This window comes from Pseudoalteromonas sp. Isolate3, from assembly GCF_022398505.1.
In the GTDB taxonomy this organism is placed as follows: Bacteria; Pseudomonadota; Gammaproteobacteria; order Enterobacterales; family Alteromonadaceae; genus Pseudoalteromonas; species Pseudoalteromonas apostichopi.
On sequence record NZ_JAKEVN010000003.1, the window covers coordinates 34,154 to 59,699 of the forward strand.

General features: G+C 42.4%; 22 protein-coding genes. 8 read left to right on the plus strand and 14 right to left on the minus strand.

The window, feature by feature from the left end; genetic code table 11:
* The first annotated feature begins 8 nt into the window (after nucleotides 1–8).
* From cydX to cydC, 3 genes are read left to right on the plus strand one after another with little or no spacing between them, the layout of a single operon-like run.
* Entirely contained in the window at nucleotides 9–161 is a 153-nt protein-coding gene (cydX, locus tag L1D46_RS01460) for a cytochrome bd-I oxidase subunit CydX (protein ID WP_036969707.1), read from the plus strand.
* Nucleotides 151–1,911, plus strand: coding sequence for a thiol reductant ABC exporter subunit CydD (gene cydD / locus L1D46_RS01465; protein WP_239976615.1), 1,761 nt, complete (start codon nucleotides 151–153; stop codon nucleotides 1,909–1,911). The genes cydX and cydD overlap by 11 nt, the downstream gene beginning before the upstream one ends.
* Nucleotides 1,904–3,643 (plus strand): thiol reductant ABC exporter subunit CydC, encoded by a 1,740-nt coding sequence (gene cydC, locus L1D46_RS01470; protein WP_239976616.1) that lies wholly within the window; start codon nucleotides 1,904–1,906, stop codon nucleotides 3,641–3,643. Before cydD ends, cydC begins: the two co-directional genes overlap by 8 nt.
* On the opposite strand, the gene L1D46_RS01475 is transcribed toward cydC, so the two are convergent.
* The 14 genes from L1D46_RS01475 to rpsB form a co-directional block, all read right to left on the minus strand.
* Nucleotides 3,640–4,008 carry a septal ring lytic transglycosylase RlpA family protein gene (locus tag L1D46_RS01475; protein ID WP_167658374.1) on the minus strand — a complete coding sequence of 123 codons (369 nt, stop codon included), beginning with the start codon at nucleotides 4,006–4,008 and terminating at the stop codon, nucleotides 3,640–3,642. The two genes, cydC and L1D46_RS01475, sit on opposite strands and share 4 nt — an antisense overlap.
* Before the next feature lie 268 nt (nucleotides 4,009–4,276).
* The gene (gene lpxA / locus L1D46_RS01480; protein WP_054553112.1) at nucleotides 4,277–5,047 is read right to left on the minus strand and encodes an acyl-ACP--UDP-N-acetylglucosamine O-acyltransferase; all 771 of its coding nucleotides are present in this window, start codon (nucleotides 5,045–5,047) and stop codon (nucleotides 4,277–4,279) included.
* Nucleotides 5,048–5,049: 2 nt separating this feature from the next.
* Entirely contained in the window at nucleotides 5,050–5,502 is a 453-nt protein-coding gene (fabZ, locus tag L1D46_RS01485) for a 3-hydroxyacyl-ACP dehydratase FabZ (protein ID WP_188727312.1), read from the minus strand.
* A 10-nt stretch (nucleotides 5,503–5,512) separates the two neighbouring features.
* Nucleotides 5,513–6,553 carry a UDP-3-O-(3-hydroxymyristoyl)glucosamine N-acyltransferase gene (lpxD, locus tag L1D46_RS01490; RefSeq protein WP_130051022.1) on the minus strand — a complete coding sequence of 347 codons (1,041 nt, stop codon included), beginning with the start codon at nucleotides 6,551–6,553 and terminating at the stop codon, nucleotides 5,513–5,515.
* A gap of 9 nt (nucleotides 6,554–6,562) precedes the next feature.
* Nucleotides 6,563–7,081, minus strand: coding sequence for an OmpH family outer membrane protein (locus L1D46_RS01495; protein WP_130051021.1), 519 nt, complete (start codon nucleotides 7,079–7,081; stop codon nucleotides 6,563–6,565).
* Nucleotides 7,082–7,093: 12 nt separating this feature from the next.
* Entirely contained in the window at nucleotides 7,094–9,565 is a 2,472-nt protein-coding gene (gene bamA, locus L1D46_RS01500; protein WP_130051020.1) for an outer membrane protein assembly factor BamA, read from the minus strand.
* Nucleotides 9,566–9,671: 106 nt separating this feature from the next.
* Nucleotides 9,672–11,024 carry a sigma E protease regulator RseP gene (gene rseP / locus L1D46_RS01505; RefSeq protein ID WP_239976617.1) on the minus strand — a complete coding sequence of 451 codons (1,353 nt, stop codon included), beginning with the start codon at nucleotides 11,022–11,024 and terminating at the stop codon, nucleotides 9,672–9,674.
* Between the two features lies 1 nt (nucleotide 11,025).
* Entirely contained in the window at nucleotides 11,026–12,225 is a 1,200-nt protein-coding gene (gene ispC, locus L1D46_RS01510; RefSeq protein ID WP_239976618.1) for a 1-deoxy-D-xylulose-5-phosphate reductoisomerase, read from the minus strand.
* Complete coding sequence (locus L1D46_RS01515) at nucleotides 12,222–13,088, minus strand: phosphatidate cytidylyltransferase (RefSeq protein WP_130051017.1); 867 nt, start codon at nucleotides 13,086–13,088, stop codon at nucleotides 12,222–12,224. The genes ispC and L1D46_RS01515 overlap by 4 nt, the downstream gene beginning before the upstream one ends.
* A gap of 22 nt (nucleotides 13,089–13,110) precedes the next feature.
* Nucleotides 13,111–13,890, minus strand: a complete 780-nt coding sequence (locus tag L1D46_RS01520) for an isoprenyl transferase (RefSeq protein ID WP_239976620.1) — start codon at nucleotides 13,888–13,890, stop codon at nucleotides 13,111–13,113.
* Nucleotides 13,891–13,994: 104 nt separating this feature from the next.
* Nucleotides 13,995–14,552 carry a ribosome recycling factor gene (frr, locus tag L1D46_RS01525; RefSeq protein ID WP_054553121.1) on the minus strand — a complete coding sequence of 186 codons (558 nt, stop codon included), beginning with the start codon at nucleotides 14,550–14,552 and terminating at the stop codon, nucleotides 13,995–13,997.
* A gap of 14 nt (nucleotides 14,553–14,566) precedes the next feature.
* Entirely contained in the window at nucleotides 14,567–15,316 is a 750-nt protein-coding gene (gene pyrH, locus L1D46_RS01530; RefSeq protein ID WP_130051015.1) for a UMP kinase, read from the minus strand.
* 151 nt (nucleotides 15,317–15,467) lie between these two features.
* Nucleotides 15,468–16,319, minus strand: a complete 852-nt coding sequence (tsf, locus tag L1D46_RS01535) for a translation elongation factor Ts (RefSeq protein WP_130051014.1) — start codon at nucleotides 16,317–16,319, stop codon at nucleotides 15,468–15,470.
* A gap of 103 nt (nucleotides 16,320–16,422) precedes the next feature.
* Nucleotides 16,423–17,151 carry a 30S ribosomal protein S2 gene (gene rpsB, locus L1D46_RS01540; RefSeq protein ID WP_054562046.1) on the minus strand — a complete coding sequence of 243 codons (729 nt, stop codon included), beginning with the start codon at nucleotides 17,149–17,151 and terminating at the stop codon, nucleotides 16,423–16,425.
* A 247-nt stretch (nucleotides 17,152–17,398) separates the two neighbouring features.
* On the opposite strand from rpsB, the gene map reads away from it, so the two are divergent.
* The 5 genes from map to L1D46_RS01565 all read left to right on the plus strand — a co-directional run bounded on the left by map (nucleotide 17,399) and on the right by L1D46_RS01565 (nucleotide 25,538).
* Nucleotides 17,399–18,208 (plus strand): type I methionyl aminopeptidase, encoded by an 810-nt coding sequence (gene map / locus L1D46_RS01545; RefSeq protein ID WP_256854704.1) that lies wholly within the window; start codon nucleotides 17,399–17,401, stop codon nucleotides 18,206–18,208.
* Nucleotides 18,209–18,220: 12 nt separating this feature from the next.
* The gene (gene glnD, locus L1D46_RS01550; protein ID WP_130051012.1) at nucleotides 18,221–20,839 is read left to right on the plus strand and encodes a [protein-PII] uridylyltransferase; all 2,619 of its coding nucleotides are present in this window, start codon (nucleotides 18,221–18,223) and stop codon (nucleotides 20,837–20,839) included.
* Between the two features lie 9 nt (nucleotides 20,840–20,848).
* Nucleotides 20,849–21,676: a 2,3,4,5-tetrahydropyridine-2,6-dicarboxylate N-succinyltransferase gene (dapD, locus tag L1D46_RS01555; protein ID WP_167658377.1), complete on the plus strand. Its 828-nt coding sequence runs from the start codon at nucleotides 20,849–20,851 to the stop codon at nucleotides 21,674–21,676.
* A 153-nt stretch (nucleotides 21,677–21,829) separates the two neighbouring features.
* Nucleotides 21,830–22,228: a hypothetical protein gene (locus L1D46_RS01560; protein ID WP_130051010.1), complete on the plus strand. Its 399-nt coding sequence runs from the start codon at nucleotides 21,830–21,832 to the stop codon at nucleotides 22,226–22,228.
* Between the two features lie 199 nt (nucleotides 22,229–22,427).
* Complete coding sequence (locus L1D46_RS01565) at nucleotides 22,428–25,538, plus strand: efflux RND transporter permease subunit (RefSeq protein ID WP_239976622.1); 3,111 nt, start codon at nucleotides 22,428–22,430, stop codon at nucleotides 25,536–25,538.
* Nucleotides 25,539–25,546: the final 8 nt, after the last annotated feature.

Below are 25,546 nucleotides of genomic sequence, written 5' to 3' on the forward strand. Positions count from 1 at the left end.
ATTTAAATATGTGGTATTTTGCCTGGATATTAGGTGTTCTATTAGCCTGTACTCTTGGGGTGATTAACGTAATGTGGTACGAATTTCACCAACATAAAGATTCTATCGCTGATGATGAGCTAGAGCTGTACGCGAGACTCAAAAACAACGATGACAACTAAACCCCGACCAAATCGCGCGCAGCAGCAAACGCTGCGCGCTTTTTTAAAGCAGTATAGTCAGTCCGCTTCAGGACTTCTTAAATTAAGCATTAGTCTGGGTACACTCAATGCCCTATTAATGATTGCCTCTTGTTATCTTCTTGCAAACGCTGTTCATCAAGTCATGTTTGAGCAAGCAGACTTGCAAGCTGTAACCCCCTTGTTATGGCCTCTTGCTGGACTTATCTTACTACGCGCTGTGCTTGTTGCTCTTAGTGAGCGAGTAAGTAACCTTGCCGCATTAAAAATAAAAAACGTGATGCGCAATACATTACTTGAAAAGTTAACCAAACTTGGTCCGGCCTATAGTGAACAAAAAGGACATGGCGCAACGCTTAATACATTACATAATGGTGTTGAAGCGCTGCATCAATACTACGCAAACTACATTCCCAGCGTGGCATACAGCGCACTGATCCCTTTGGCTATATTAGTAGTGATTTTTCCAACCGATTACAAAGCTGGGCTCATTTTTCTTTTAACAGCCCCGCTTATCCCATTTTTTATGATTTTAGTGGGCCATAAAGCTGAGCAGCTCAACCAAGAACGTTGGCAGCAACTTGCTGTACTCGGCAATTACTTTTTCGACCGCCTACAAGGGCTTACTCAATTAAAACTATTTAATGCAACCAAGCGTGAGCTAAATAGTATCAGTCAGATTTCTGATGATTACCGTGGTGCAACCATGGGAGTATTGAAAGTTGCCTTTTTATCTTCTTTCGCACTTGAGTTTTTAGCCACTATTAGTGTTGCACTTGTTGCAGTGATCATTGGCTTTAGACTGTTTTTTGGTACACTCGATTTTGCCACCGGATTTGTAGTGCTATTACTGGCTCCTGAGTTTTACTTACCACTTCGACAAATGGGCACTCATTACCATGCAAAGCTCGAGGGTATTAGCGCCGCTGCTGATATGGTCGACATAATTAATCAGAGCGACGCCGATGAACATTTAGGTTCCTCTAAACTTGAGTTACCGCTAAAAGACATACAACTGAGTGCGCTTAGCTACCACTACCCCGAAACAAATGAAGGGGTGACTGATATAAACTTAACCCTACCTAAAAAAGGCCTAATTGCATTTGTGGGTGAAAGTGGCTCTGGTAAAAGTACCTTATTTGATTGCCTATTGGGTTTTCATCATCAAGCCAGCAGTGCCATTATCATTAACGGACAGCAACTAAGCACTATTGCTTTACATGATTGGCAAGCACAACTTGCGTGGATCCCACAACAAGCCACGTTATTTTATCGAACTGTTGCAGACAATCTGAGATTAGCTAAACCAGATGCAAGTCAAACAGAACTCGACGAGGCCGCAATGAGAGCAGGTGCGCTAGAGTTTATAAACGCCTTACCTGATGGATTTAATACCTTATTAGGTGAGCAAGGAGAAGGCCTCTCTGGGGGGCAAAAGCAGCGCATAGCCCTTGCCCGTGCGTTTTTAAAGAATGCCCCTGTGCTAATGCTTGATGAGCCTACAGCGCACTTAGACAGCCAAACAGAGCGCCTAATCAATCACGCAATTCAAGATTATGCAAAAAACCATCTCGTGTTGGTTATTGCTCACAGGCTTAATACGGTAAAACAGGCGGCTAATATTTACGTAATGCAACAAGGTCAAATTGTTGAATCTGGTCATTATCAGCAACTCATTGAACAAGCAGGCCTCTTTGCTAAACTCGTGAGCCAAGGTGAAGCCCATGCATAACTTTATACGCTTATTAAAGCTATGCAAGCCTCATGCTGGCATGCTGTTACTGGGTGCTTTTTTAGCAAGCTTAACGGTACTTGCTAACGTTGGCTTACTCGCTATTTCGGGCTGGTTTTTAGCAGCCATGGCAGCCGCTGGTATTGCCGGAGTGCAGATGAATTACTTTACTCCAGCTGGGGTGATCCGCTTTTTAGCGATAGTACGCACAGCTTCACGTTACGGTGAGCGGATGATAACTCATAATGCCACCTTTTTATTACTGAGCGAATTTCGCGTAAAAATGTTCAGGACCCTCAGCCAGCTAAACAACGTTGACTTAGCAATGAGTCGTAGTAGCGATTTGTTTAACCGCCTGCAAAACGATGTTGATGCGCTAGATAAGTTTTACCTAAATGTGCTGCTTCCCATTATCGTCGCGATTATCAGCATCCCTATCGTAATGGCATTTATGGCTATGTATAGCGCTGAGGTTGCATTAGTCTGCTTTATTTCACTGATGATTATTGGCGTACTGCTACCAGCAATATTAAGCCGTAAACTTCACCGACAAGCAGATACAGAAACACAAATTTCAGCAGAGTTAAGGTCTGAACTTGCCGATACTCTAAAAGGTGCAAGAGAGCTTGCTGTTTATCAAGCACAAGAAGCGCAATTAACCCATTGTGACTTACTGAGTAAGCAATACAACAGCCAGCTCTATAACCGCCACAAAGCCGTTGCAAACAGCAATGGCTTAAGCACTTTGGTGATACAGCTTACCATGCTAGCCAGTGTATTTATGATAATTCCGCTGGTTGCAATGGGAACCATGAAAAACGTTGAACTGGCGATGCTCGCGTTATTTGTATTAGCAAGTTTTGAAACAGTGCTCACCTTGCCCACTGCATTTATCGAGTTGCCACTCACCCTAAGTGCTGCAAAGCGACTGTTTGCACTTGAAGATAAGCACAGCAGCCATCTAAGTAAACAGCAAAACAGCTTAGCTCACCAATCTGCAATTGGTCTTGAACTGGCTGCGGTGAATTACCAATACGCAGGAGCGAAAAACAAAGCTCTTAATAATATCAATTTTGTGATTACACCAGGGAGTAAGGTTGCGCTAGTGGGTGCCAGTGGCAGTGGCAAAACTACCCTTGTTAACTTACTCACAGGCCTTTGGCCAAAGCAATCAGGCTCATTAAAATTCATTACAGATCAAGGTACCTTTGAACTAGAAAGCATGACGGCTGCAACACGCTTTAAGCAGCTGACAATTGTTGCTCAGCAACATCATATTTTTGATGGTACGCTTCGTGAGAATCTTCGCTATGCAGCGCCAGAGGCGACTGATGAAATGCTTATTGAAGCCTGTGAACAAGCTGAACTTGGCTCTTGGCTAAACAACTTAAAGACCGGCCTTAATACCCGTTTAGGCACCGCGGGAAGAAAACTTTCACATGGTCAGTCACGTCGAATCGCCATTGCCCAAGCCCTATTAAGGGAAGGTAATTTAATTGTTCTTGATGAACCAACAGAGAGCCTAGATAACCATACCAAGCAGAAATTGCTCACTACGCTTGAAAAAATATGGGCCGATAAAACTATGCTGACCATTACTCACGATCCAGAAATGCTAAGTCGTGTTGATAAGGTTATTTGGTTAGAACAAGGACAAGTAAGAGCGCTTGCAAGTCATGCTGAATTAGTGGCGAATGAAGCTGATTACGTGGAGCTCATCACCCGTTTTTAATCGAGTCGCTCAACTGTGACGTCAATCACACCTTGCTTTACAGAGGCAATTTGTGAGAACGCCTTTTTTGATAAATCGATAATACGACCGCGGATAAATGGGCCGCGGTCATTAATGGTAACAATCACACTTTTATTGTTACTAATATTGGTGACCTTTACTCTGCTGCCAAAGCCAAGCGTCTGATGAGCCGCGCTCAATGCCTGTTGATTAAACACCTCTCCACTTGCTGTAGTTCGGCCATGGTATTTATCAGCGTAATAACTGGCTTTGCCTTTTTCAATCACTCCTTTAGATACCGAAGGCGCACTACTACAACCAGTTATAATTAAGCTTAATAATGCAAAGAGGATGAGTTTGTTCATATTATAGAGTCCTTTTTTTGCCATAAATGTAGCAAGCGCTTATACCAATCCGCTTAATTAAATGGTCTATTTTGAGGCAATAAAACCTCGTTGATAACAAGGCAAAAATTTCGTTATTTAGTTGTTCTAAATCAGAAATTTTTAACGCAGGTAGCGACAGGTTTGATCCCTCAAAATGATTAAGTATTTTTGCGGATTGGTATTTGCAAAACCTGAACTATAAAACAAAAAAGCCACCTTACGGTGGCTTTTAGTCTATCGCTTATAATTAGCGAATAATTCCACGCTCAGAGCTTTTCACAAAGTCTATCATCAGCTGAACAGCTGGGTACTTCGCAGCATCTTCGCTTAGCTCAGCGATTGCTTCTTCAACACCTAAGCTCTTACGGTAAAGTGTTTTATATGCACGACGTGTGGCCATGATTTCATCGCTTTCAAAACCTCGGCGCTTCATGCCTTCAGTATTGATTGCTACAGGGCCTGCTGGCGTGCCAATAGTTGTTACAAATGGCGGTACATCTTTATTAACACCTGAGTACATACCAACAAAGGCATGAGAACCGATTTTACAGAACTGATGAACACCAGAATTACCTGCAAGGATCACCCAATCGCCTACATGAACGTGGCCAGCAACAGAGGCATTGTTAGCAAAAATTACGTTATCGCCCACGACTGCATCATGTGCAACGTGTGTGTAAGCCATGAATAGGTTATTGCTACCAATTTTTGTCACACCTTGATCTTGAATTGTACCTCGGTGAATAGTTGCACACTCACGGATCACGTTGTTGTCACCAATAATCAAGGTTGTTGGCTCATTAGCGTACTTTTTATCTTGGCAAGCTTCACCAACCGAAGCAAATTGGAAAATATGGTTACCAGAACCAATCGTCGATGGGCCTTTTACAACCACATGAGATTCGATGATACAGTTATCACCAATAGTTACATCGTTACCGATATAGCTATAAGGGCCAACTGATACGTTATTTCCAAGTTTTGCACCTGGTTCGATTATTGCCGTAGGATGGATCACTATTAAAACTCTCTTCTCGCACACATGATTTCGGCAGTACACACTACTTTGCCTTCAACTTTTGCTTCTGCTGCAAATTTCCATATATTGCGGCGCTCTTTTACAAACTCTACATGCAAATGCATGGTATCACCAGGTAATACCGGCTGTTTGAATCGCGCATTGTCGATCGCTGCGAATAAATATAGTTCGTTATCACTGCGATTTTCAACTGTCTTAAAACCAAGTAAGCCAGTTGCTTGTGCCATTGCTTCTAAAATCAACACACCTGGAAAGATAGGTTGATTAGGAAAATGACCCGTAAAAATAGGTTCGTTCACTGTTACGTTTTTTATAGCATGTAACGACTCGCCTGGCGTGTAATCAAGTACACGGTCAACAAGTAGCATCGGGTAACGATGCGGAAGTAAACTCAAGATATCTTGGATATCAAGACTATTTAATTCATTTGCCAAAATAGCATCCTTATTTGTCTTCAATATTGAGTGACTTTGTCAGTAACTCAAGTGCTTTAATGCGGTCTTTCATATCGCCAAGGTTACGGATATGGGCAATACTACGTCGCCATTCTTTATTGGTTAAATGTGGCAAGCCTGAAGAATAAATTCCAGGTTCTGTGATTGCCTTAGTCACCATACTCATGCCAGTGATTATAGCACCATCACATACGCTAATGTGACCATTAATTGCAACCATGCCGCCAATCTGACAATTCCTACCGATCACTGTGCTGCCAGCAAATACCGTGCAACCAGCAACCGCTGTACCTGAACCGATCTCGACATTATGCGCTATTTGACATTGATTATCGATAATTACATTGCTGTGGATGATAGTATCGTCTAGTGCGCCACGGTCAATCGTGGTAGACGCACCTACCTCAACCTTATCACCGATTATAACTCGACCAAGTTGCGGTATTTTCACCCATTCACCACGCTCGTTAGCGTAACCAAATCCATCACTGCCCACGACCGTATTCGCTTGGAATAAACAGTCACTGCCAATTTCAACTTCATGGTAAACGCTAACATTTGCCCAAAGCTTTGTGCCTTGACCTATTTTTGCTTGCTCACCGATAAAACAGCCTGGGCCAATCTGCACATTGTCAGCAATAACAGCACCCGCTTCAATTACCACATTGGCTGCGATCGCGACATTATGGCCAATAGAGGCTGAATCGTGAATGACTGCACTTGGGTGAATACCCGACACTGCAGAGCGCGGTGTGGTGTCCATCAATTGAGCGAGCTTTGCGTAACAAACATAAGGGTTTGCAACAACAAGTTTATTACCTGAAAAGTACTCAGCGTCTGCTGGTGACAAAATCACTGCACTTGCTTGAGTATCATCTAATTGCGAGCGATATTTCTTGTTCGCTAAAAATGCAATATGCCCATGTTGGGCATTTGCAAGTGTAGATATTTTTTTAATCTCTGTGGCGCCGTCACCTTGAAGGTCAGCGCCCAGAAGATCCGCTATCTGCGAAAGCGTGTAGTTTTGCATATATGATTTCTATTGCTTACTTACTTTTTCAACAACTTTACTTGATAAGTCATCGACAGTTTTAGGGTTAACATAAATCGTTGTTTCTTTAACTTTAACTTCATCGAATTTGCCAGCTTTCGCTACTTCTTCGATTGCATCCAAGATTAGCTTTTGAACTTTAGCTAGTTCTTGGTTTTGACGCATTTTGATTTCTTGCTCTAAAGGACGACCTTTTTCTGCAAGCTGCTGTTGCATACCTTGAATCTTAGTACGTAATTCATCTTTTTGCTTATCGCTCATTGTTGTCGCTTCACGCTTGAACTTTTCAGCTTCAAAACGAATATCACCTTGAAGCTTTTCAAGCTCTTGACGACGCTCAGAGAATTCAGCTTCTAGCGTTTGCTCTACTTTTGCCATTTGTGGGATTTGCTTGTAGATTTCTTGCATATCAACAATACCTACTTTGTGCGCAAATGCGTTAGTAGATAGACCCATAGATAAGGTGGCAAGTAGTGCAAAAGCTGTTGATTTAATTGATTTATTCACGAAAAAACTCCTTTAGAATGTATTACTAATGTTAAAGCTGATGGTCTTCGTATCGTCATCTTCTTCTTTTTGCAATGGATACGCAAAACTGATCAGCATTGGACCCATTGGAGAGATCCATTGTAGAGAAAGACCGGTTGAAACCCTAAAGCGCATTGGATCTGAATAATCATCCAATTTTGCACGCTGATCTGTTGACAGGTTTTGATAACGGTCAATATTAAACTCTGTATCCCATACGTTAGCTGCATCTACGAAGAAGCTGGTACGTACAGAGCTGGTGTTTTCTTCATCTAAGAAAGGTGTTGGAACAATTAGCTCCATCCCTGCTACCGCTTTGGCGTTACCACCAATTCGGCCTGCTGTGTAAAGTTGATCAAATTCTGATGCACCACCAATGCTACCAGTCGTAGTGCCATCAGGTAATGGTGTACCAGGAATATTTTGCGGAACACGCGATACAGCCCGTGGCAAAATCGTATTTCGATCGAAGCCACGTAATTCCATCTCAGTGATTCTGAAGAACTCTTGGAACGGTAGTGTTTGGTCATAACCATTCGTTGTTCCATAACCATTACCATAGCCAAGTGCTGCACGAGTTGAAAATACCCAACGATGGTCATTACTGATTGGCCAGTAGAAACGCGAGTCGTAGTTTAACTTAAAGTACTGTAAATCAGAGTTCGGGGTTGTTGCTGTTAAGTTAAGTGATTGGCGCGAACCTGCTGTTGGGAATAAACCACGGTTAACAGTAACACGTGACCAACCTGCGCTTAACTCGTACTTGGTAAAATCAAAGCCAGCATCTGGATTTTCAGGATCTAAGAAAGTTTCACGAATAACACGTGTTTGCTCATATTCAGCAATATCAGATAACTCTTCTTGCACCCAACGGACACCAAAGTTAATACGGTTTACAGCATCAATTGGGAAGCCAATATTAGTACCAATACCATAACTCTTTGACTTATAGTCGATTAGGCTGAACTTGCTCGCATCATAGTTGCTGTAGAATATACTACTACCTTGCGATACACCGTCTGGAGTAAAGTAAGGGTCTGTGTAAGAAACGCTGACACGCTCAGAACCACGTGAAGTATTAATGTTAAAACCAATTTGGTTACCAGTACCTAAAAAGTTTGACTCACTCACACCAATGTTAAATTGCAGACCCAAATAAGAACCATAAGCAAGACCAGCATTGAAGCTACCTGCAGATTGTTCTTTAACAGTAAAGTCAACATCAACTTGGTCATCAACACCAGGGACTGGAACAACATTGAAATCAACGCTTTCCATATAAGGTAAGCGCTGGATTTGTAGCTTAGAGCGCTCAAGGCTTTGGTTTGATAGCCACGCACCTTCAAGCTGTGTCATTTCACGACGTACAACTTCATCAGAGGTATTTTGGTTACCACCCACAATAATACGACGAACATAAACACGCTTGCCTGGGTTTACTGATAACGTTAGCTGAACTTCTTTATTTTCGTCATCAATCTCTGGGATTGTTCGTACTTCAGCATTAGCATAACCAAAACGTGCTAAGTAGCTTTTAATAAACTCTTCAGAAGAAGTAACCACAGAGCCATTATAAAGCTCGCCAGTTTTCAGCGGAATAACACTTTTAATTAGTTCTTCACGACCTAGCAAGTCACCAATAAAGTCAAAGCCTTTAACTTTGTATTTAACACCTTCAGTAATATTCGCTGTAACATAAACAGAATCACGCTCAGGGCTTACTGATACTTGTGTTGAATCGATATTAAAGCGTAAGTAACCACGGTCAAGGTAGTAGCTGCGAATTTTTTCTAAATCGCCTTCAATGGTTTGCTTTTGATAACGGTCGCTAGACATGAATTGCCACCACGGCAGATCTTGCTGAGACTCTGCTAACTTAAGCAATTCTTCATCAGAGAATAATTCGTTACCAACTAGGTTAATCTGACGAATTGAAGCTGCATCACCTTCATCAAATTCAAACATTAGTTTTACACGGTTACGCGGTAACTTAATGATGCTTACATCCACTTTTGCATTGTATTTACCAATACTATGGAAAAATTCAACTAAGCCTTTTTCAATGTTATCAAGGACTGTTTTATCAAGCGGCTCACCAGTACGGATATCTTGCTGGTCTAGCGACTCATTTAGCTGCTCATCTTTGATGTCTTTATTGCCATCAAATTCGATCATGCTGATCGTTGGGCGCTCAGTCACTCGGAAGATAACACTGTTGCCATCACGTAACGCTTTAATATTGTCAAAGTGACCTGAACGATAGAGAGCCTTTATGGTTCTTGAAATTGTGTACTCATCAATATTATCGCCCACGTTGATAGGAATATGTGTTAACGCAGCACCGAGTGCAACACGTTGTAAGCCTTCAACTTTTAAATCATCTACAATAAAGGAGTTTTGGCCTAGGGCTGCAAAGCTAGCACCTAATAAACTTGAAACTGCCAAATGTTTTTTTATAGCCATTTTGTTATCTTTATCCTTTACAACTGTATTACCGCTCAACACCTTATAAATTTAACTTTTGCGGTGTTTTACAATCGTGTTCAAATTGGAATTTTTCGCTTATTTGTTATAAACGCGATACATCATTGAACAATGCGAAACATGTTAAAAACAGAAGCAGCAAGGCCCCCACTTTAAAACCAAATTCTTGCGTCTTTTCAGAGACCGGTTTTTTGCGAAAAAGTTCAATTATGTAATACATTAAGTGCCCACCATCTAGCACTGGCAGCGGTAATAAGTTAAATACGCCAAGGTTTACACTGATTAATGCTAAAAAGCTTAAAAATGCAACCAAGCCATAGCTTACGCTAGTTCCCGCACCAACTGCAATGCCCACCGGACCACTTAAATTTTTAACCGATACCTGACCGGTAATTAAATTACCAATCATATCAAAACTAAGAGTAATTAAACGCCATGTTTCGTGTATGCCCAGCACAATACTATCGACAGGGCCATAATGTCTAGTTTCAATATAGTTTTCTGGCCATGGCTCAACCACCGGAGACACACCTAGAAAGCCCTGTGAAACACCAGCATCATTAGTTCTGCTTTGTGGCGTCACTGTTAGCTCTTTTATACTATCTTGCCTTTGTACACTAAATTGTAAGGATTTGTTAGGTGATTGCTGAATTAGTGAAACTAACTTGGTCCAACTGCTGATATTTTCACCATTTACGGCAATGATTTTGTCATCAACTTGTAAGCCAGCAGCCTCAGCCGCCGAACCTTTACTGATCATGGCCACTTGTAAAAGTGCTTTAGGGCGAAATGGTACAATACCAATTGAGGTTAATGGCGGAACATCTTGTTGATCTAATTTCCAGCCATCTAGGTTGAGTGTACGTACATGTTTTTGATAATTCTGGTCACGAAGCGTTACCACAACACTTTGTTCACCTAAACGGCTCATTAGCGAGAATGTTGCATCTTGCCAAGTGTTGATATCGTCTTCACCGATTTTGATAATTTGCTGGTTTGGTTCAATATTGGCAGCAGCTGCACGGCTACCTTGCGAGACCTCGCCAACGACAGGTTTTAACGACTGTACGCCCACCATATACATCACTGCAAGAGCAAAAATAGCAAATAAAAAGTTCGCCATCGGACCTGCAGCAACAATAGCAATACGTGCTTTAACTGATTTGGCATTAAATGATAAATGACGCTGCTCTGGCGGAACTTCGTCAACTCGCTCATCAAGCATTTTGACATAACCACCTAATGGAATCGCCGCAATCACATATTCTGTTTTGTGTTTGTCATACCATTTTATCAATGGCTTACCAAAGCCAATCGAGAAACGTAGTACTTTAACACCTGCTTTACGAGCGACCCAGAAGTGACCATATTCATGTACAGTTACTAAAATACCAAGCGCAAGGATAAATGAACCAAGGTTCCAGAAAAAATCAAACATGCTAGTCGAAGCCTCTTTTTACAAACTCAGTAGCCTTTAGGCGTGCCGCTTGGTCACAAGCTAAAATCTCTTCAAGTGTTTGCACGTTAATGTCTTGTGTAGCATTGAGTGTTTCTGCGTTGATTCGGTAAATATCAGTAAAGCCTATTTGACCATTTAAAAATGCAGCAACAGCTATTTCATTAGCTGCATTTACTGTAGTAGTTGCACCTTGCCCCATTTCACACGCATCAATTGCGAGTTTTAAATTAGGGTATCTCGCATAATCAGGCTTGGTGAAAGTAAAGTCTGCCATTTGTGAAAAATCGAGAGGTTTTACACCTGCATCAACGCGATCAGGAAATGCTAAAGCATGCGCTATAGGAGTGCGCATATCAGGATTACCCATTTGCGCAAGCACAGAGCCATCTTGATATTGCACCATAGAGTGAATAATGCTTTGTGGGTGAATTACCACTTCAATATCACTAGCATGGCAGTTAAACAACCACTTAGCTTCAATAAACTCGAGGCCTTTGTTCATCATGGTTGCTGAATCAACGGAAATCTTTTGTCCCATTGACCAGTTAGGATGAGCCACCGCTTGTGCAACAGTTACTGATGATAACGTAGCTATGTCGCGCTTTAAGAAAGGACCGCCAGAGCCAGTTAATAAAATTTTACTCACGCCATTGTCAGCCAGTAAGCCAGACGCATTTTGTAGTGATGCTGGCATACATTGGAAAATAGCATTATGTTCACTGTCGATAGGCAGCAAAGTTGCACCATGCTGTTTAACTTTATCGATAAACAACTGACCCGACATGACTAGAGATTCTTTATTTGCTAACAGCACTTTTTTGCCAGCTTCAACCGCACTTAAAGTCGGGAGCAGACCTGCAGCACCAACTATAGCTGACATCACAGTATCAACATCTGCATGAGCAGCTAGTTCACTCATAGCCTCAACACCCGCTAGCACTTGTGTGTTACATGAACTGTTAGCGAGTAAGTTCGAAAGTGCTGAAGCGGCTTGTTGGTCAGCCATGACAGCAAATTTAGGTTGATGCGCGATACACAGCTCAGCCATTTGATCGGCATTTTTACCGGCTGCTAATGCAAAAACCGCAAAACGCTCTGGGTTTCTAGAAACAACATCTAAGGTGCTTAAACCGATTGAACCAGTTGCGCCCAATACGACAAGTTGCTCTATTTTGCTCATAAACTCAGTGTCCATGCGTAGCAAAGTACAAAAATAGGCGCAGCTGCGGTAAGGCTATCGATACGGTCTAAAATACCGCCATGACCTGGTAAACATGAGCCACTGTCTTTTAAACCAACTTCTCGTTTGAACATGCTTTCGAGTAAATCACCTACCGCTGAGAATAATGCGATAAATGCAGTCATCACCGCATAGATGGGCCAAACACTCATATCAACATTAGTGAAGTGACAAAATATTAAGACAAAAATAACTGAGGCCACGACCCCACCTAATAAACCTTCTATCGTTTTATTAGGACTTACTTTTGGCATTAACTTGCGTTTACCAAAATTTTTGCCGGTAAAGTAAGCACCAATATCAGCGCTCCATACAATTCCTAGCACAACTAAAATCAGCATTGAACCAAAATGTGTTGACTCGTTGTAACCTGCGCTACGCAGTGTATTTAGTGCAAGCCAAAGCGGTACTAAAGTTAAAAACCCTGCTATGGCGCGCATCACAATACCTTCATTCCATGCTTTTGCCATTGCTGGATAGCGCCAAACTAAGTAAGTTGCCACAATCCACCAAGCAAATGACAGGGTAAATAAATAATTTGCATCACCCACTAATTGACCATTTTGCCAAAGTGATTCTATTGGCCAATGCCAGTTAAGTAATGCCAAAAATGCCGCTGTTGCTGCAACAAATCCAAAACGTTTAACTTTATCGCACAGGCCCATAAATGCAGACCATTCCCATGCACCGAGTAAAACAATACCGGCGGCGATATAACTAAATAGTGTTAATGGGGTATAAAAAACCAAAATAAGTGCAAGTGGTGCCAACACGAGCGAGGTTAAAATTCGTTGTTTTAGCAATGTGTGTACCTTCAACTAGTAATTAGGTCTCGGCGAGTAATTGTTTTATTTGTTCGCCTGTACAACCGAATCGTCGCTCTCTGGCAACGTAACATGCGATAGCGTCAGCAAATGCAGCTTCATTGAAGTCTGGCCAAAGCGTATCAGTAAAGTAAAGCTCAGCATAAGCCGCTTGCCATAAAAGGAAGTTACTGATGCGTAAATCTCCACCGGTGCGGATCATTAAATCAAGTTCACCTTGATCGGCCATACTCATTTGTTCGGCCATGAGCTCTTCAGTAATATCTTCTGCGGCCATTTCACCGGCTGCGACTTTTTTCGCAAGCATTGTTGCGGCGTTAGTGATATCCCAACGTCCGCCATAATTAGCTGCCACGTTTAACCGTAGACCCGTATTATTACGAGTTAATTCATGGGCTGCATCAACTTTCTCGCGCAGACCTTCTGAAAAGCGTGATAAATCACCAATTATGTTTAGCTTTACATTATTTTTATGAAGCTTTTTAACTTCTTTGCCCAGTACGAATAAAAACAGCTCCATAAGCGTATTTACTTCGTCCTCTGGACGTCGCCAATTTTCGCTACTAAATGCGAATAGTGTTAACGACTGTATACCTAAGCGAGTACAAAATTGCACTGATTGACGAACTGCATCAACGCCCTTTTTGTGTCCGTAAACACGCGGGCGATTTTTCGCTTGTGCCCAACGTCCGTTGCCATCCATGATTATAGCGACATGCTTAGGCAAACTTTGCTGGGAAATTTTATCAGCGTTAAGAACCATAAATATCGAGTATTCCATAAAAAAACGCCGTCTAGTATACCCTAGACGGCGTTTCAAAACTAATAAATTTAGTTGCGCCTGTTTACTTACAGAATCAGTGTCTGAAAGATAAACAGCAGCAATTAGATTTCCATTAGCTCAGCTTCTTTTGCAGCTAATTGTGCATCCATCTCTTTGATGAACTTATCTGTAAGCTTTTGGATCTCGTCTTCTGCTTGACGTGCTTCATCTTCAGAAATATCTTTTTCTTTCAATAAGCTCTTAATGTCGCCATTTGCGTCACGACGGATGTTACGTACAGCAACACGGCCGCTTTCAACTTCGCCACGTACGATTTTGATTAGGTCTTTACGACGCTCTTCTGTAAGTGGAGGAAGTGGAACACGGATAACTGTACCTGCAGACATCGGGTTTAAACCTAAATCTGAAGCCATGATCGCTTTTTCTACTGCTTGCGCTAATGACTTGTCGAACACGCTAATTGCAAGTGTACGTGAGTCTTCAATTGTTACGTTAGCAACTTGGTTTAATGGTGTGTCAGCACCGTAGTAAGACACTTGAATACCATCAAGTAATGCTGGGTGCGCACGGCCTGTGCGAATTTTAGATAATTGACTGCCTAGTGCCGCAACACTTTTTTGCATACGTTCTGACGCATCTTTTTTGATATCGTTAATCACGGTTCAATCCTAATCTATTTGCTAGTTTCATCTGAGGCTTGTGAAGAGATAAGCGTTCCTTCATCTTCGCCCATAATAACACGCTTAAGCGCGCCTGATTTATTCATGTTAAATACGCTTAATGGCATTTTGTGGTCACGCGCCAGCGTAAATGCAGCTAAATCCATAACCTTAAGCTCTTTATCAATGATTTCATTGTAGCTTAAGTGGCGATATAGTGTAGCTTCTGGGTTTTTCACTGGATCATCAGAGTAAACACCATCAACTTTAGTCGCTTTGATTACAGTATCTGCTTCAATTTCAATACCACGTAGACACGCTGCTGAGTCAGTCGTGAAGAATGGATTACCTGTACCCGCTGAGAAAATTACAACGCGGCCAGATTTTAATAGGCTAATAGCTTCTGCCCAGTTGTAAGCATCACATACACCGTTAAGTGGAATAGCTGACATTAAACGACAATTTACAAATGCACGATGAAGTGCATCACGCATTGCCAAACCATTCATTACAGTAGCAAGCATACCCATGTGATCGCCTACTACGCGGTTCATGCCCGCTTCTGCTAATGAACCACCACGCAAGAAGTTACCGCCACCGATAACTAAACCTACTTCTACGTCGAGCTCTACAAGTTCTTTAATTTCTTGAGCCATACGGTCAAGTACTTTTGGGTCGATGCCGAAGCCTTCGTCTCCCATTAATGCTTCACCGCTAAGTTTAAGAAGAACACGTCTAAAAATAGGTTTACGATTGATAGTCATAATATTTGGGCCAGCCTTAGTAATGAGATAAAAAATAACCGCGCTATGGTTACACATAAAACGCGGTTATTTTAAAGAATTTTCATCAGTGACGCAAAAGCTAATAACAGATTAATTTCATCTAATTGGCCTACGTCACTAAGTTAGAAAATTACTCGCCTTTTGCAGCAGCGATTTGAGCAGCTACTTCAGCAGCGAAGTCTTCTTCTTTACGCTCGATACCTTCACCAACTTCTAAACGGATGAAGTTAGAAACAGTTGCGCCTTTCTCTTTAAGAATTTCGCCAACTGATTTTTTAGGTTCCATGATGAAAGCTTGACCAGTAAGAGAGATCTCACCAGTGAATTTCTTCATACGACCGATAACCATTTTCTCAGCGATTTCAGCAGGCTTGCCTTCGTTCATCGCGATATCGATTTGAACTGCTTTTTCTTTTTCTACAACGTCAGCTGGAACGTCTTCTGGGTTTACGAACTCAGGCTTAGACGCAGCTACGTGCATAGCAACTTGCTTAAGTGTTTCTTCGTCAGCTTCACCAACTACAACAACACCGATACGGTCGCCGTGGCGGTAAGAAGAAAGTTTGTCACCGTCGATGTACTCAACGCGACGAACATTGATGTTTTCACCGATTTTAGCAACTAGAGCAACACGAGTTTCTTCGAACTGTGCTTTAAGTGCGTCGATGTCTGCTTTAGATTCTGCAGCAGCGTCAAGAACTTGGTTAGCGAAACCAAGGAAGTTAGCGTCTTTAGCAACGAAGTCAGTTTGACAGTTAACTTCAAGAAGTGCAGCGAAACCGTTACCTTCTTTGATTAAGATTGTACCTTCAGCAGCGATGTTACCTGCTTTTTTAGCAGCCTTTGCAGCACCGCTCTTACGCATGTTTTCGATCGCTAACTCGATGTCACCGTTAGTTTCAGTTAACGCTTTTTTACAATCCATCATGCCAGCGCCAGTACGCTCGCGTAATTCTTTAACTAGGGCAGCAGTTACAGCCATTAGAATATCCTCAATTGAATTCTGTTATAGGGAAGCGGTATAGGCCGCTTAACAAGAATAACAAGTCTTCACCTTAATTAGATGAAGACTTGATGACAGCTAATTACTCAGCTTCTACGAAGTCGTCTTTCTCAGCTTGAGCAACGATGTTGTTCTCACGACCTTCAGTGATCGCAGCTGATACAGCGCCTGTGTAAAGTTGGATAGCACGGATCGCATCGTCGTTACCAGGAACGATGTAATCAACACCGTCTGGGTTAGAGTTAGTATCAACGATAGCAACAACTGGAATACCTAGGTTGTTAGCTTCACGGATAGCGATGTGCTCGTGGTCTGCATCGATAACGAAAAGCGCGTCAGGAAGACCGCCCATGTCTTTGATACCACCAAGGCTCTTTTCAAGCTTTTCCATTTCACGAGTAAGCATTAACGCTTCTTTCTTAGTTAACTTCTCGAAAGTGCCGTCTTGGCTTTGCGCTTCAAGATCTTTAAGACGCTTGATTGATTGACGAACTGTTTTCCAGTTAGTCAACATACCACCTAACCAACGGTGGTTCACGTAGAACTGCTCGCTTTGGATCGCTGCTTCTTTAACTGCTTCGCTTGCTGCGCGCTTAGTACCAACGAAAAGTACTTTACCTTTGTTAGAAGCTGCGTTCGATAAGAACTTAAGTGCTTCGTTGAACATTGGTACAGTTTGCTCTAGGTTGATGATATGAACACGGTTACGAGCGCCGAAGATGAAAGGCTTCATCTTAGGATTCCAGTAACGTGCTTGGTGACCAAAGTGAACACCAGCTTGAAGCATATCGCGCATTGAAACGTTTGCCATTTGTATAATCCTCTATAATTTAGGGTTAGGCCTCCACATATCCCATAGCACCAACACCGCAGTTAATTTGTAACTTAAGTGCACCCAAGTGTATGTGACGATACGTGTGTGTGTTAAAATAAAATTGTGTTTGCCTTAAATACAAAAAATCAGTTAAGAATTTATTTGTAAAAAGACGGCGCGCTTTATACCATATTAAAATTGAAAACTCAACGTCTAGTGCAAAATTTGTGCACTAAAAACTGACCTGAAAAACAACTTTGGAGCCTCAATGAGTGCTGTGATCAAGACCCCTGAAGAAATCGAAAAAATGCGTGTTGCCGGGCGCTTAGCCGCCGAGGTACTAGAAATGATAGAACCGCATGTGGTGCCAGGTGTAACCACAGATGAGCTAAATACAATTTGTCATGATTATATTGTCAATGTTCAAGATGCTATTCCAGCACCGCTTAATTATCACGGTTTCCCAAAATCAATTTGCACCTCAGTGAACCATGTAATTTGCCACGGTATTCCAAATGACAAACCGCTTAAAGAAGGCGATAGCGTGAATATCGACGTGACTGTGATCAAAGATGGCTATCACGGTGATACATCTAAGATGTTCCACGTTGGTACACCTAATATTCAAGGTAAACGCCTTGCTGAAATTACCCAAGAAAGCCTATACCTTGCAATTAAAATGGTTAAACCAGGCGTGCGCTTAGGTGATATCGGTGCTGCAATTCAAAAATACGCTGAAGGCTTTAACTACTCAATCGTTCGTGAATACTGTGGTCACGGCATTGGCGCTGAATTCCACGAAGAGCCGCAAGTGATGCACTATGGCAAAGCAGGTACTGGCGAAGTATTAAAAGCAGGCATGTGTTTAACAATCGAGCCTATGGTTAATGCCGGTAAACGCCAATGTAAGCTACTAAAAGATAACTGGACTGTAGTAACAAAAGACCGTTCATTGTCTGCACAGTGGGAACATACACTGTTAGTGACTGAAAATGGTGTTGAAATTTTAACGCTCCGATCAGATGATACTATCGACAGGATCATCGAACACTAGGAGCCAGCCCCTGTGGCATTACCCAATAAAGTAAAAAAGTTGCTCAGCCAAGCTGAGCAACTTAGCGATTATCGCGACTGTTCTAGTTATTTTTATAAATGGCTACAGAACGAATTCTCAAAACAACCCGTTAGCAACTTAATTAATGCCCGTGCTGAGTTTATCGACCGCTTATTAATTAAACTGTTTCACGATTACAACCTTGCTCACGAAAGTGACCTAGCCCTCATTGCTGTGGGAGGTTATGGTCGAGGCGAACTGCACCCCTACTCCGATATCGACTTTATGCTGCTAGTTAGCGAGCAACCAAGTGAAGCTGTGTGTGAAAAAATTGGTCAGTTCGTTACCATGCTATGGGACCTTAATTTAGAGATTGGTCATAGTGTTCGTACGATAGAGCAAGCATTAGAACAAAAACGCGAAGATGTGACATTTGCCACCAGCTTACTCGAAAGCCGATTAATCTTCGGTAATCATATCGAATTCGAAAAACTAAAAAAACACCTGCTTGATACGCCTATTTGGCGCTCAGACGAATTCTTTTTGGCAAAAGTTCAAGAGCAAAGTTTACGCCATAAAAAATGCCATGGTACGGCTTATAACCTTGAACCCAATATCAAAGAAAACCCAGGTGGCCTGCGCGACCTACAGACCATTATTTGGGTTGCTAAAAAGCACTTTAGAGCCGAAACATTACAAGAACTTATAAATCACGGCTATCTTACTCACGAAGAATACCAAGAGCTGTCTGAATGTTTAGAAAACCTTTGGAACATTCGTTTTGCGCTGCACATCGCTGCGGGTCGCTCTGAAAACCGTTTGTTGTTCGATCATCAACCTCATGCCGCAGAAATTCTCGGCTTTGGTAGTGATGGTAAAGCCTCGGTCGAGCGCATGATGAAACGCTTATTTAGGATCATGAGCCGCGTACGTGAGCTTAACCAAATGCTGCTTTCATACTTTGAGCAAAGCATTTTACCGGGTGCAGGTGAGTTACCTGTGATTGAACTTGACCGTAACTTTGAGCGCATTGGCCATCAAATTCGTGTTAAAAATCCATCGGTATTCTTCCGCCGTGATCAGCTATTTGTGTTGTTCGAACACATTGCTGATAACCCAGAGATCACCCATATTTACCCAAGTACCATACGCACAATGCGTCAAGTTCGCCGTCGTTTACTAGGTGATTTACAAGATTACGCCGCTTGTCGTGAGGCATTTTTACGCCTAATAAAGCATCCTAACGGTATGGGTCGTGCATTTACCCTAATGCATAAACACGGCATTATTGCCGCCTACTTACCGCAGTGGCGTAATATCTTCGGGCAAATGCAATTTGATTTATTTCATGCCTACACAGTGGATGAGCACACCCATAAACTGATCAACAATATTTATAAGTATTTTGATAAATCAAAAGTCAGCGAATTTCCGTTATGCAGTGAAATTGTCACTCGTATGGATAAGCCTGAGTTACTTTATTTAGCTGGTATTTTCCATGATATTGCGAAAGGTCGTGGTGGCGATCACTCAGAACTGGGCTCGGTTGATGCAATCGCATTTGCTAAGCTACACCGCTTCCCAGCATCAGATGGCAAGCTAATTTCGTGGTTAGTGGCTAATCACTTACTTATGTCGGTTACAGCGCAACGTAAAGACATAAATGACCCAGATGTGATCAAAGACTTTGCGAGTAAAGTAAAAAATGAGCGCCAGCTTGATTACTTATATTGCTTAACTTTAGCTGATATTCGCGCAACCAATGATAATTTGTGGAACGATTGGAAAAACACCCTACTTCGTGAGCTTTATTTACACACCCAGCGCGCGCTTCGTTTAGGGCTTGAAAACCCGATGGACCAACGTGACCAGATACGTGATAAAAAGCAGCAAGCCAAACAGCGCTTATTGAATCATGGCTGTAACGAAGATCAAATCGACTTAATCTGGAGCCGCTTTAAAGCTAACTACTTTACAGCCTTTAGTGAACAGCAAATTTCATGGCATACAGAGCACTTATTGAGCTGTGATGATTTAAGCCAACCAAGCGTTGCAGTTTCAAACACTGCAATGCATGGCGGTACGCAAGTCTTTGCCTACAGCCCTTACTCAGGCGGTTTATTCTCTCGTTTAGTCAGTGTAATTGGTTCGAAAAAAGCGCAAATTCAACATGCACAAGTTTTGACTACGAAAGACGGCTACGTGCTATTTAGCTTTGTTATTTTAGAGGTCAATGGTGACCCTATTGCGAGTAATCGAGCACAAGGCATTAAACGTGCATTAGATCTTGCTATTAGCGACCCGAAAAAGAAAATTCGCTTTAAGAAGAATCGCTCACAGCGCTTCAAAGACTTTAATATCAAACCAAAAATTGTGCTTAGACCACATGCTCGTAAAGATCGCAGTTTAATTGAAATTCAAGCGGTGGATATTCCGGGTCTGTTGACGAAAATAGCTGAAGTTTTTCAAGCACACTTATTACATATTCATGCCGCACGGATCACCACTGTTGGTGAGCGTGCAGAAGATTTCTTCGTGGTATCAAATAACGAATACCAAGCATTAACAGACGAAGAACAAGCTAAAATTCATCAAGCATTGCGTAAAAAACTCAACGCAGAAACCGAATAAGAGGATCTTATGTCAGATTTAAAAACCATGATCGAAAACGCCTGGGACAACCGCGATAGCATCAGCCCGAGTACGGTATCAAGTGAAGTAAAACAAGCTATTATCGATGCGCTTGAATTACTTGATAGCGGCGCTGCTCGTGTTGCTGAAAAAATCAGCGGTGAGTGGGTTGTACACCAATGGTTGAAAAAAGCAGTGCTACTGTCTTTCCGTATTCGTGACAACCAACCAATGAACGATGGTGTTAATCAGTTTTACGACAAAGTACCACTTAAATTTAGCGACTATACACCAGAACAATTTCAACAAGGCGGTATGCGTGTTGTGCCTAATGCTGTTGCACGTAAAGGCAGTTTTGTAGGTAAAAACGTGGTGCTTATGCCGTCTTATGTCAATATTGGTGCCTACGTTGATGAAGGCACCATGGTTGATACATGGGCAACGGTTGGCTCATGTGCTCAAATTGGTAAAAATGTTCACTTATCGGGCGGTGTAGGTATTGGTGGCGTACTTGAGCCACTTCAAGCAAACCCAACTATCATCGAAGACAACTGCTTTATTGGCGCGCGTTCTGAGATTGTTGAAGGCGTTGTAGTTGAAGAAGGCGCGGTTATCTCAATGGGTGTTTACATCAGCCAAAGCACACGTATCTATGACCGTGAAACTGGCGAAATCCATTACGGCCGAGTACCAGCCGGTGCGGTTGTTGTTCCAGGTTCTTTGCCATCAAAAGATGGTTCACACAGCCTATACGCTGCCATCATAGTGAAAAAAGTTGATCAACAAACTCGTGAAAAAGTAGGTATTAATGCCCTACTTCGCTCGATTGATGAATAACAAGACTGAGCTTTAAGTTTTAGAGATAAGAAGCGCGATACTAACTAGTTTCGCGCTTTTTTATTATCTGTAATGCAGTGATTTTTAGCTAGTTTATTGAGATACGCTCAAAAATATGTTTTAGTATAAAAAACAAACAAAATAATAGTGAAAATGTTTAAATCTTTTCGGAGTTTTACCCACACAGAGTTATTTTATTACACAGGATTATTCTATCTTGTGGCAATCTTGCTGTTTGTATCACGTAGCTACCTATACGAGTTGTTTGTAACAGATACAAATTCACATCGCGTTGAGGTCAAAAAACTTGAAGTTGCTTTAACATCACACGTTCACAAAGAATATGTTTTTGATGCATTACAAACAACCCTAGATAGCCTTGCAACCCCAGATCGAGTTGCTGTTAAAATCCAGTGTTATACAACTTTCTGCGATGTTAGTTTCACTAATCCCTTTATCACCATTAACGACCACAATCACTACAGTGCAGAAGTAAAACGTGTGTTTGAGCAAAACGTTACCAACCTGCTTCGAGAAGATACTGCCGACTAGTTTCAGCCTTTTTAGTTAAAGCTTAGGGCTTAAAACTTAAAGCTCCCCTTGTTAAATTGTTACATCTTATTTCAAATACACATTTTATCGCGTAATTAAGGCCATTCAGCGTTACTTCTGACATACATTTCCTTTACCTCACTGGCACTTTTTTTACATCCCACTACAATGCACACAAACTGATTTTGGAACACACACAATGAATCTGACACGTAGTTCGCTGAAAAACCCTGCGAGTGTTATTGTCATCTTGGTGTTGATTATGTTGTTTGGCATGTTGAGCATTTTTAAGCTGCCAATTCAGCTCACACCAGATATTGAGCAACCGCAGATCACTATTTTTTCTGGCTGGCGCCAAGCTGCGCCTGAAGAGATTGAATCGGTGATCATTGAGCCGCTCGAGAACGCAGTAAAAAACACCCCGGGTGCGCTAGAGGTTAATACTTACATTAACCGTGGTAATGGCTCTATCACGTTGACTTTTGCTGTTGGGCAAAACATGCAGCAGGCAATGCTTGATGTGTTAACTAGCCTTAACCAAGCGCCCCCCCTGCCATTAGATGCATTTGATCCTGTGGTATTTGCTGGCGGTAATAATGGTGAAGCCGCAGCAACGTTACTGGTCACACCGAAAGACTTTAATAGCGACAGCCTTGATTTAGACATGGCGCAGTTCCAAAAACAAATCGATGAATTTGTTGAGCCCCGTTTGGCACGTATACCTGGAGTTGCCCGTGTTGATTTAGCCAGTGAACGACCAAAAGAATTACGTATTACCTTTGACCCTCACAAAGCCGCCGCACTGGGCGTCAGCCTTGACCAAATCAGTAATGTATTAGCCAGCTCACGCGATACTTCCGGTGGCCTAGCTAATGTTGGCCGTCGTCAATATACGGTACGCTTTACGGGGCAATATGATTTATCGAGCATGGCACAAATGCGCGTTGGCTATTCAGGCGACAGACCCATTTACCTTGGCGATATCGCAAGTGTAGAGCGTACTTTCTCTGACCGTTTAGGGATGAGTGGTCGAAATGGTAAACCCGCATATTACATTCGTATTTCGCGCGCTAACGAAGCCAATACCGTTGCCCTGCTCGACGACATTAACCTTGCTATTAAAGAGCTCAACGAAGGGCCGCTGGCTGAAAATGGCTTATCGATTGAATTAAGTTTTGATGCCTCTGTGCATATTCGTAATGCCTTGTCGTTGGTTAAAAGTAACTTAGGCCTAGGCGTTTTGCTGTCGTGTTTAATCTTGTGGCTGTTCTTTAGGGGCTTAAAGGCCACGTTTGTGATTGCAGCGACAATTCCTGTCTCTTTGTTAGTCGCATTTTTAACGTTAAACATTTTTGACCGCAGCTTAAATGTTATTTCACTGGCGGGCCTTGCCTTTGCCGTTGGCTTAGTACTTGATGCCGCCATCATAGTGCAAGAAAACATCGCAAGGCTCAGAAGCGAAGGCTTTGATAGTAAAAAAGCCGCGCTAAAAGGCGCAGCTCAAGTAACAGGCGCTTTATTTGCTTCAACCACCACAAGCGTTGCTATTTTCTTGCCTATTTTATTTATGGCAGGTATTGAAGGGCAGTTATTCTCTGACTTAGCGCTCACTTTATCCATTGCTGTAATTGCCTCTATGATTTGCGCAATTACACTTATTCCGTTGGCTAACCACTTTTGGCCAGACAAAGAGCTCAAAGCAGATCCTTATCGTGAATATTGGCACAAGCTAACTAACTTCATCATGGCGCTTACCAATACCCGCGTGAAACAAATAGTATGGATTGTTTCGTTATTAGGTGGCTCACTCGTCGCGACCATGACCATGCTCCCGAAAACTGATTTTATGCCGCGTGCACCAACCGATGGCTTTTTCTTTAACTTAAATACCCCGCCTGGCGGCAATGTGCAGTTTATGGAAGAAGAGCTACTGATGCGTATCAAAAAGCGCTTAATGCCTTATTACACAGGCGAAAAAGAGCCGGGTATTAAAGACTTTAACTTTTATGCGTTTGGTTCTAATGCTGGCGGCTTTATTTATTCTGCCGATCCACAACGCGTTGAAGAATTAATGAAAGTAGCCCGAGAAGAAATCTTCATTGATTTACCCGACACCCAAGTATTCTTCTTTAGAGGGTCGATGATCCAAGTGGCCAATGGCGGTGATGGTCGTAATATCAATATCGATTTAACTGGCCCCAATATGGATGAGCTCATTGCAGGTGCTAATGTGGCGCTACAAGCTGTCACCGAAGCTATGCCGAACGCCACAGCCAGGCCACAACCACGACTCGATATGGCTGAACCTGAACTTAGACTCACACCAAATGACCGTCGTATAACTCAAGCTGGGCTAACTCGTCGTGATGTATCTCAAGCAGTGCAAGCCTACACAGGTGGGTTATTTGTTAATGAATACTTTGATGGCAACGAACGCATGAATGTAATTTTGCGCGGTATTCCATGGCAAACACCTGAGGAGCTTAAAGCACTTCCTATTGTGACCCCGCGTTCAGGTATTCAAACCTTAGGCGAGCTTGCCAATATTGAACGCACCGTGGGACCAACCCAACTTAGACGTGTTAATGGCCGCCGTACCGTGAGTATTGTTGTCACACCACCAGCAGATATGAGTTTGCAGCAAGCACAAACCATTCTTTCTGAGCAAGTTATGCCAAAAGTACGTGCAAGTTTGCCCGACAGCTCCGGCGCGATTTTGGCAGGTAATGCACAAAAGATGAATTCAGCCATGCAAGAGATGACAATCAACTTTACCTTGGCTCTGTTTATTTTATTCTTGCTAATGACCGCATTGTTTAAGTCAGCCAAAGATAGCGCGTTAGTTTTACTGGTCATGCCATTGGCAATTGCAGGCGGTGTACTGGCTCTATTTGTGCTTAACTTATTTACCTTCCAATCGCTCGACTTACTGACCATGATTGGCTTTATTATCTTGCTCGGTCTGGTGGTAAATAATGCCATTTTGTTGGTTGACCAAACCCGTGTCGCGATGGCTGCAGGACTCAGCCGAGAAGACGCTGTTCGCCAAGCTGTGCTACTGCGCGCACGACCCGTTTACTTAAGTACCTTAACCAGCTTATTTGGCATGCTGCCACTGATGCTAATGCCGGGGGTAGGATCAGAAATTTACCGTGGCCTTGCCACTGTGATTGTCGGTGGCATGGCCATTAGTGCCCTATTCACCTTGATATTAATGCCAAGTTTATTGCAACTTGGCAGACAACTGCCGCCCGTTAATAACAAACAGCAACCAGAAAAAACGCCTTTAAGCTTGGTATCGAATCAATGAGTATTAAA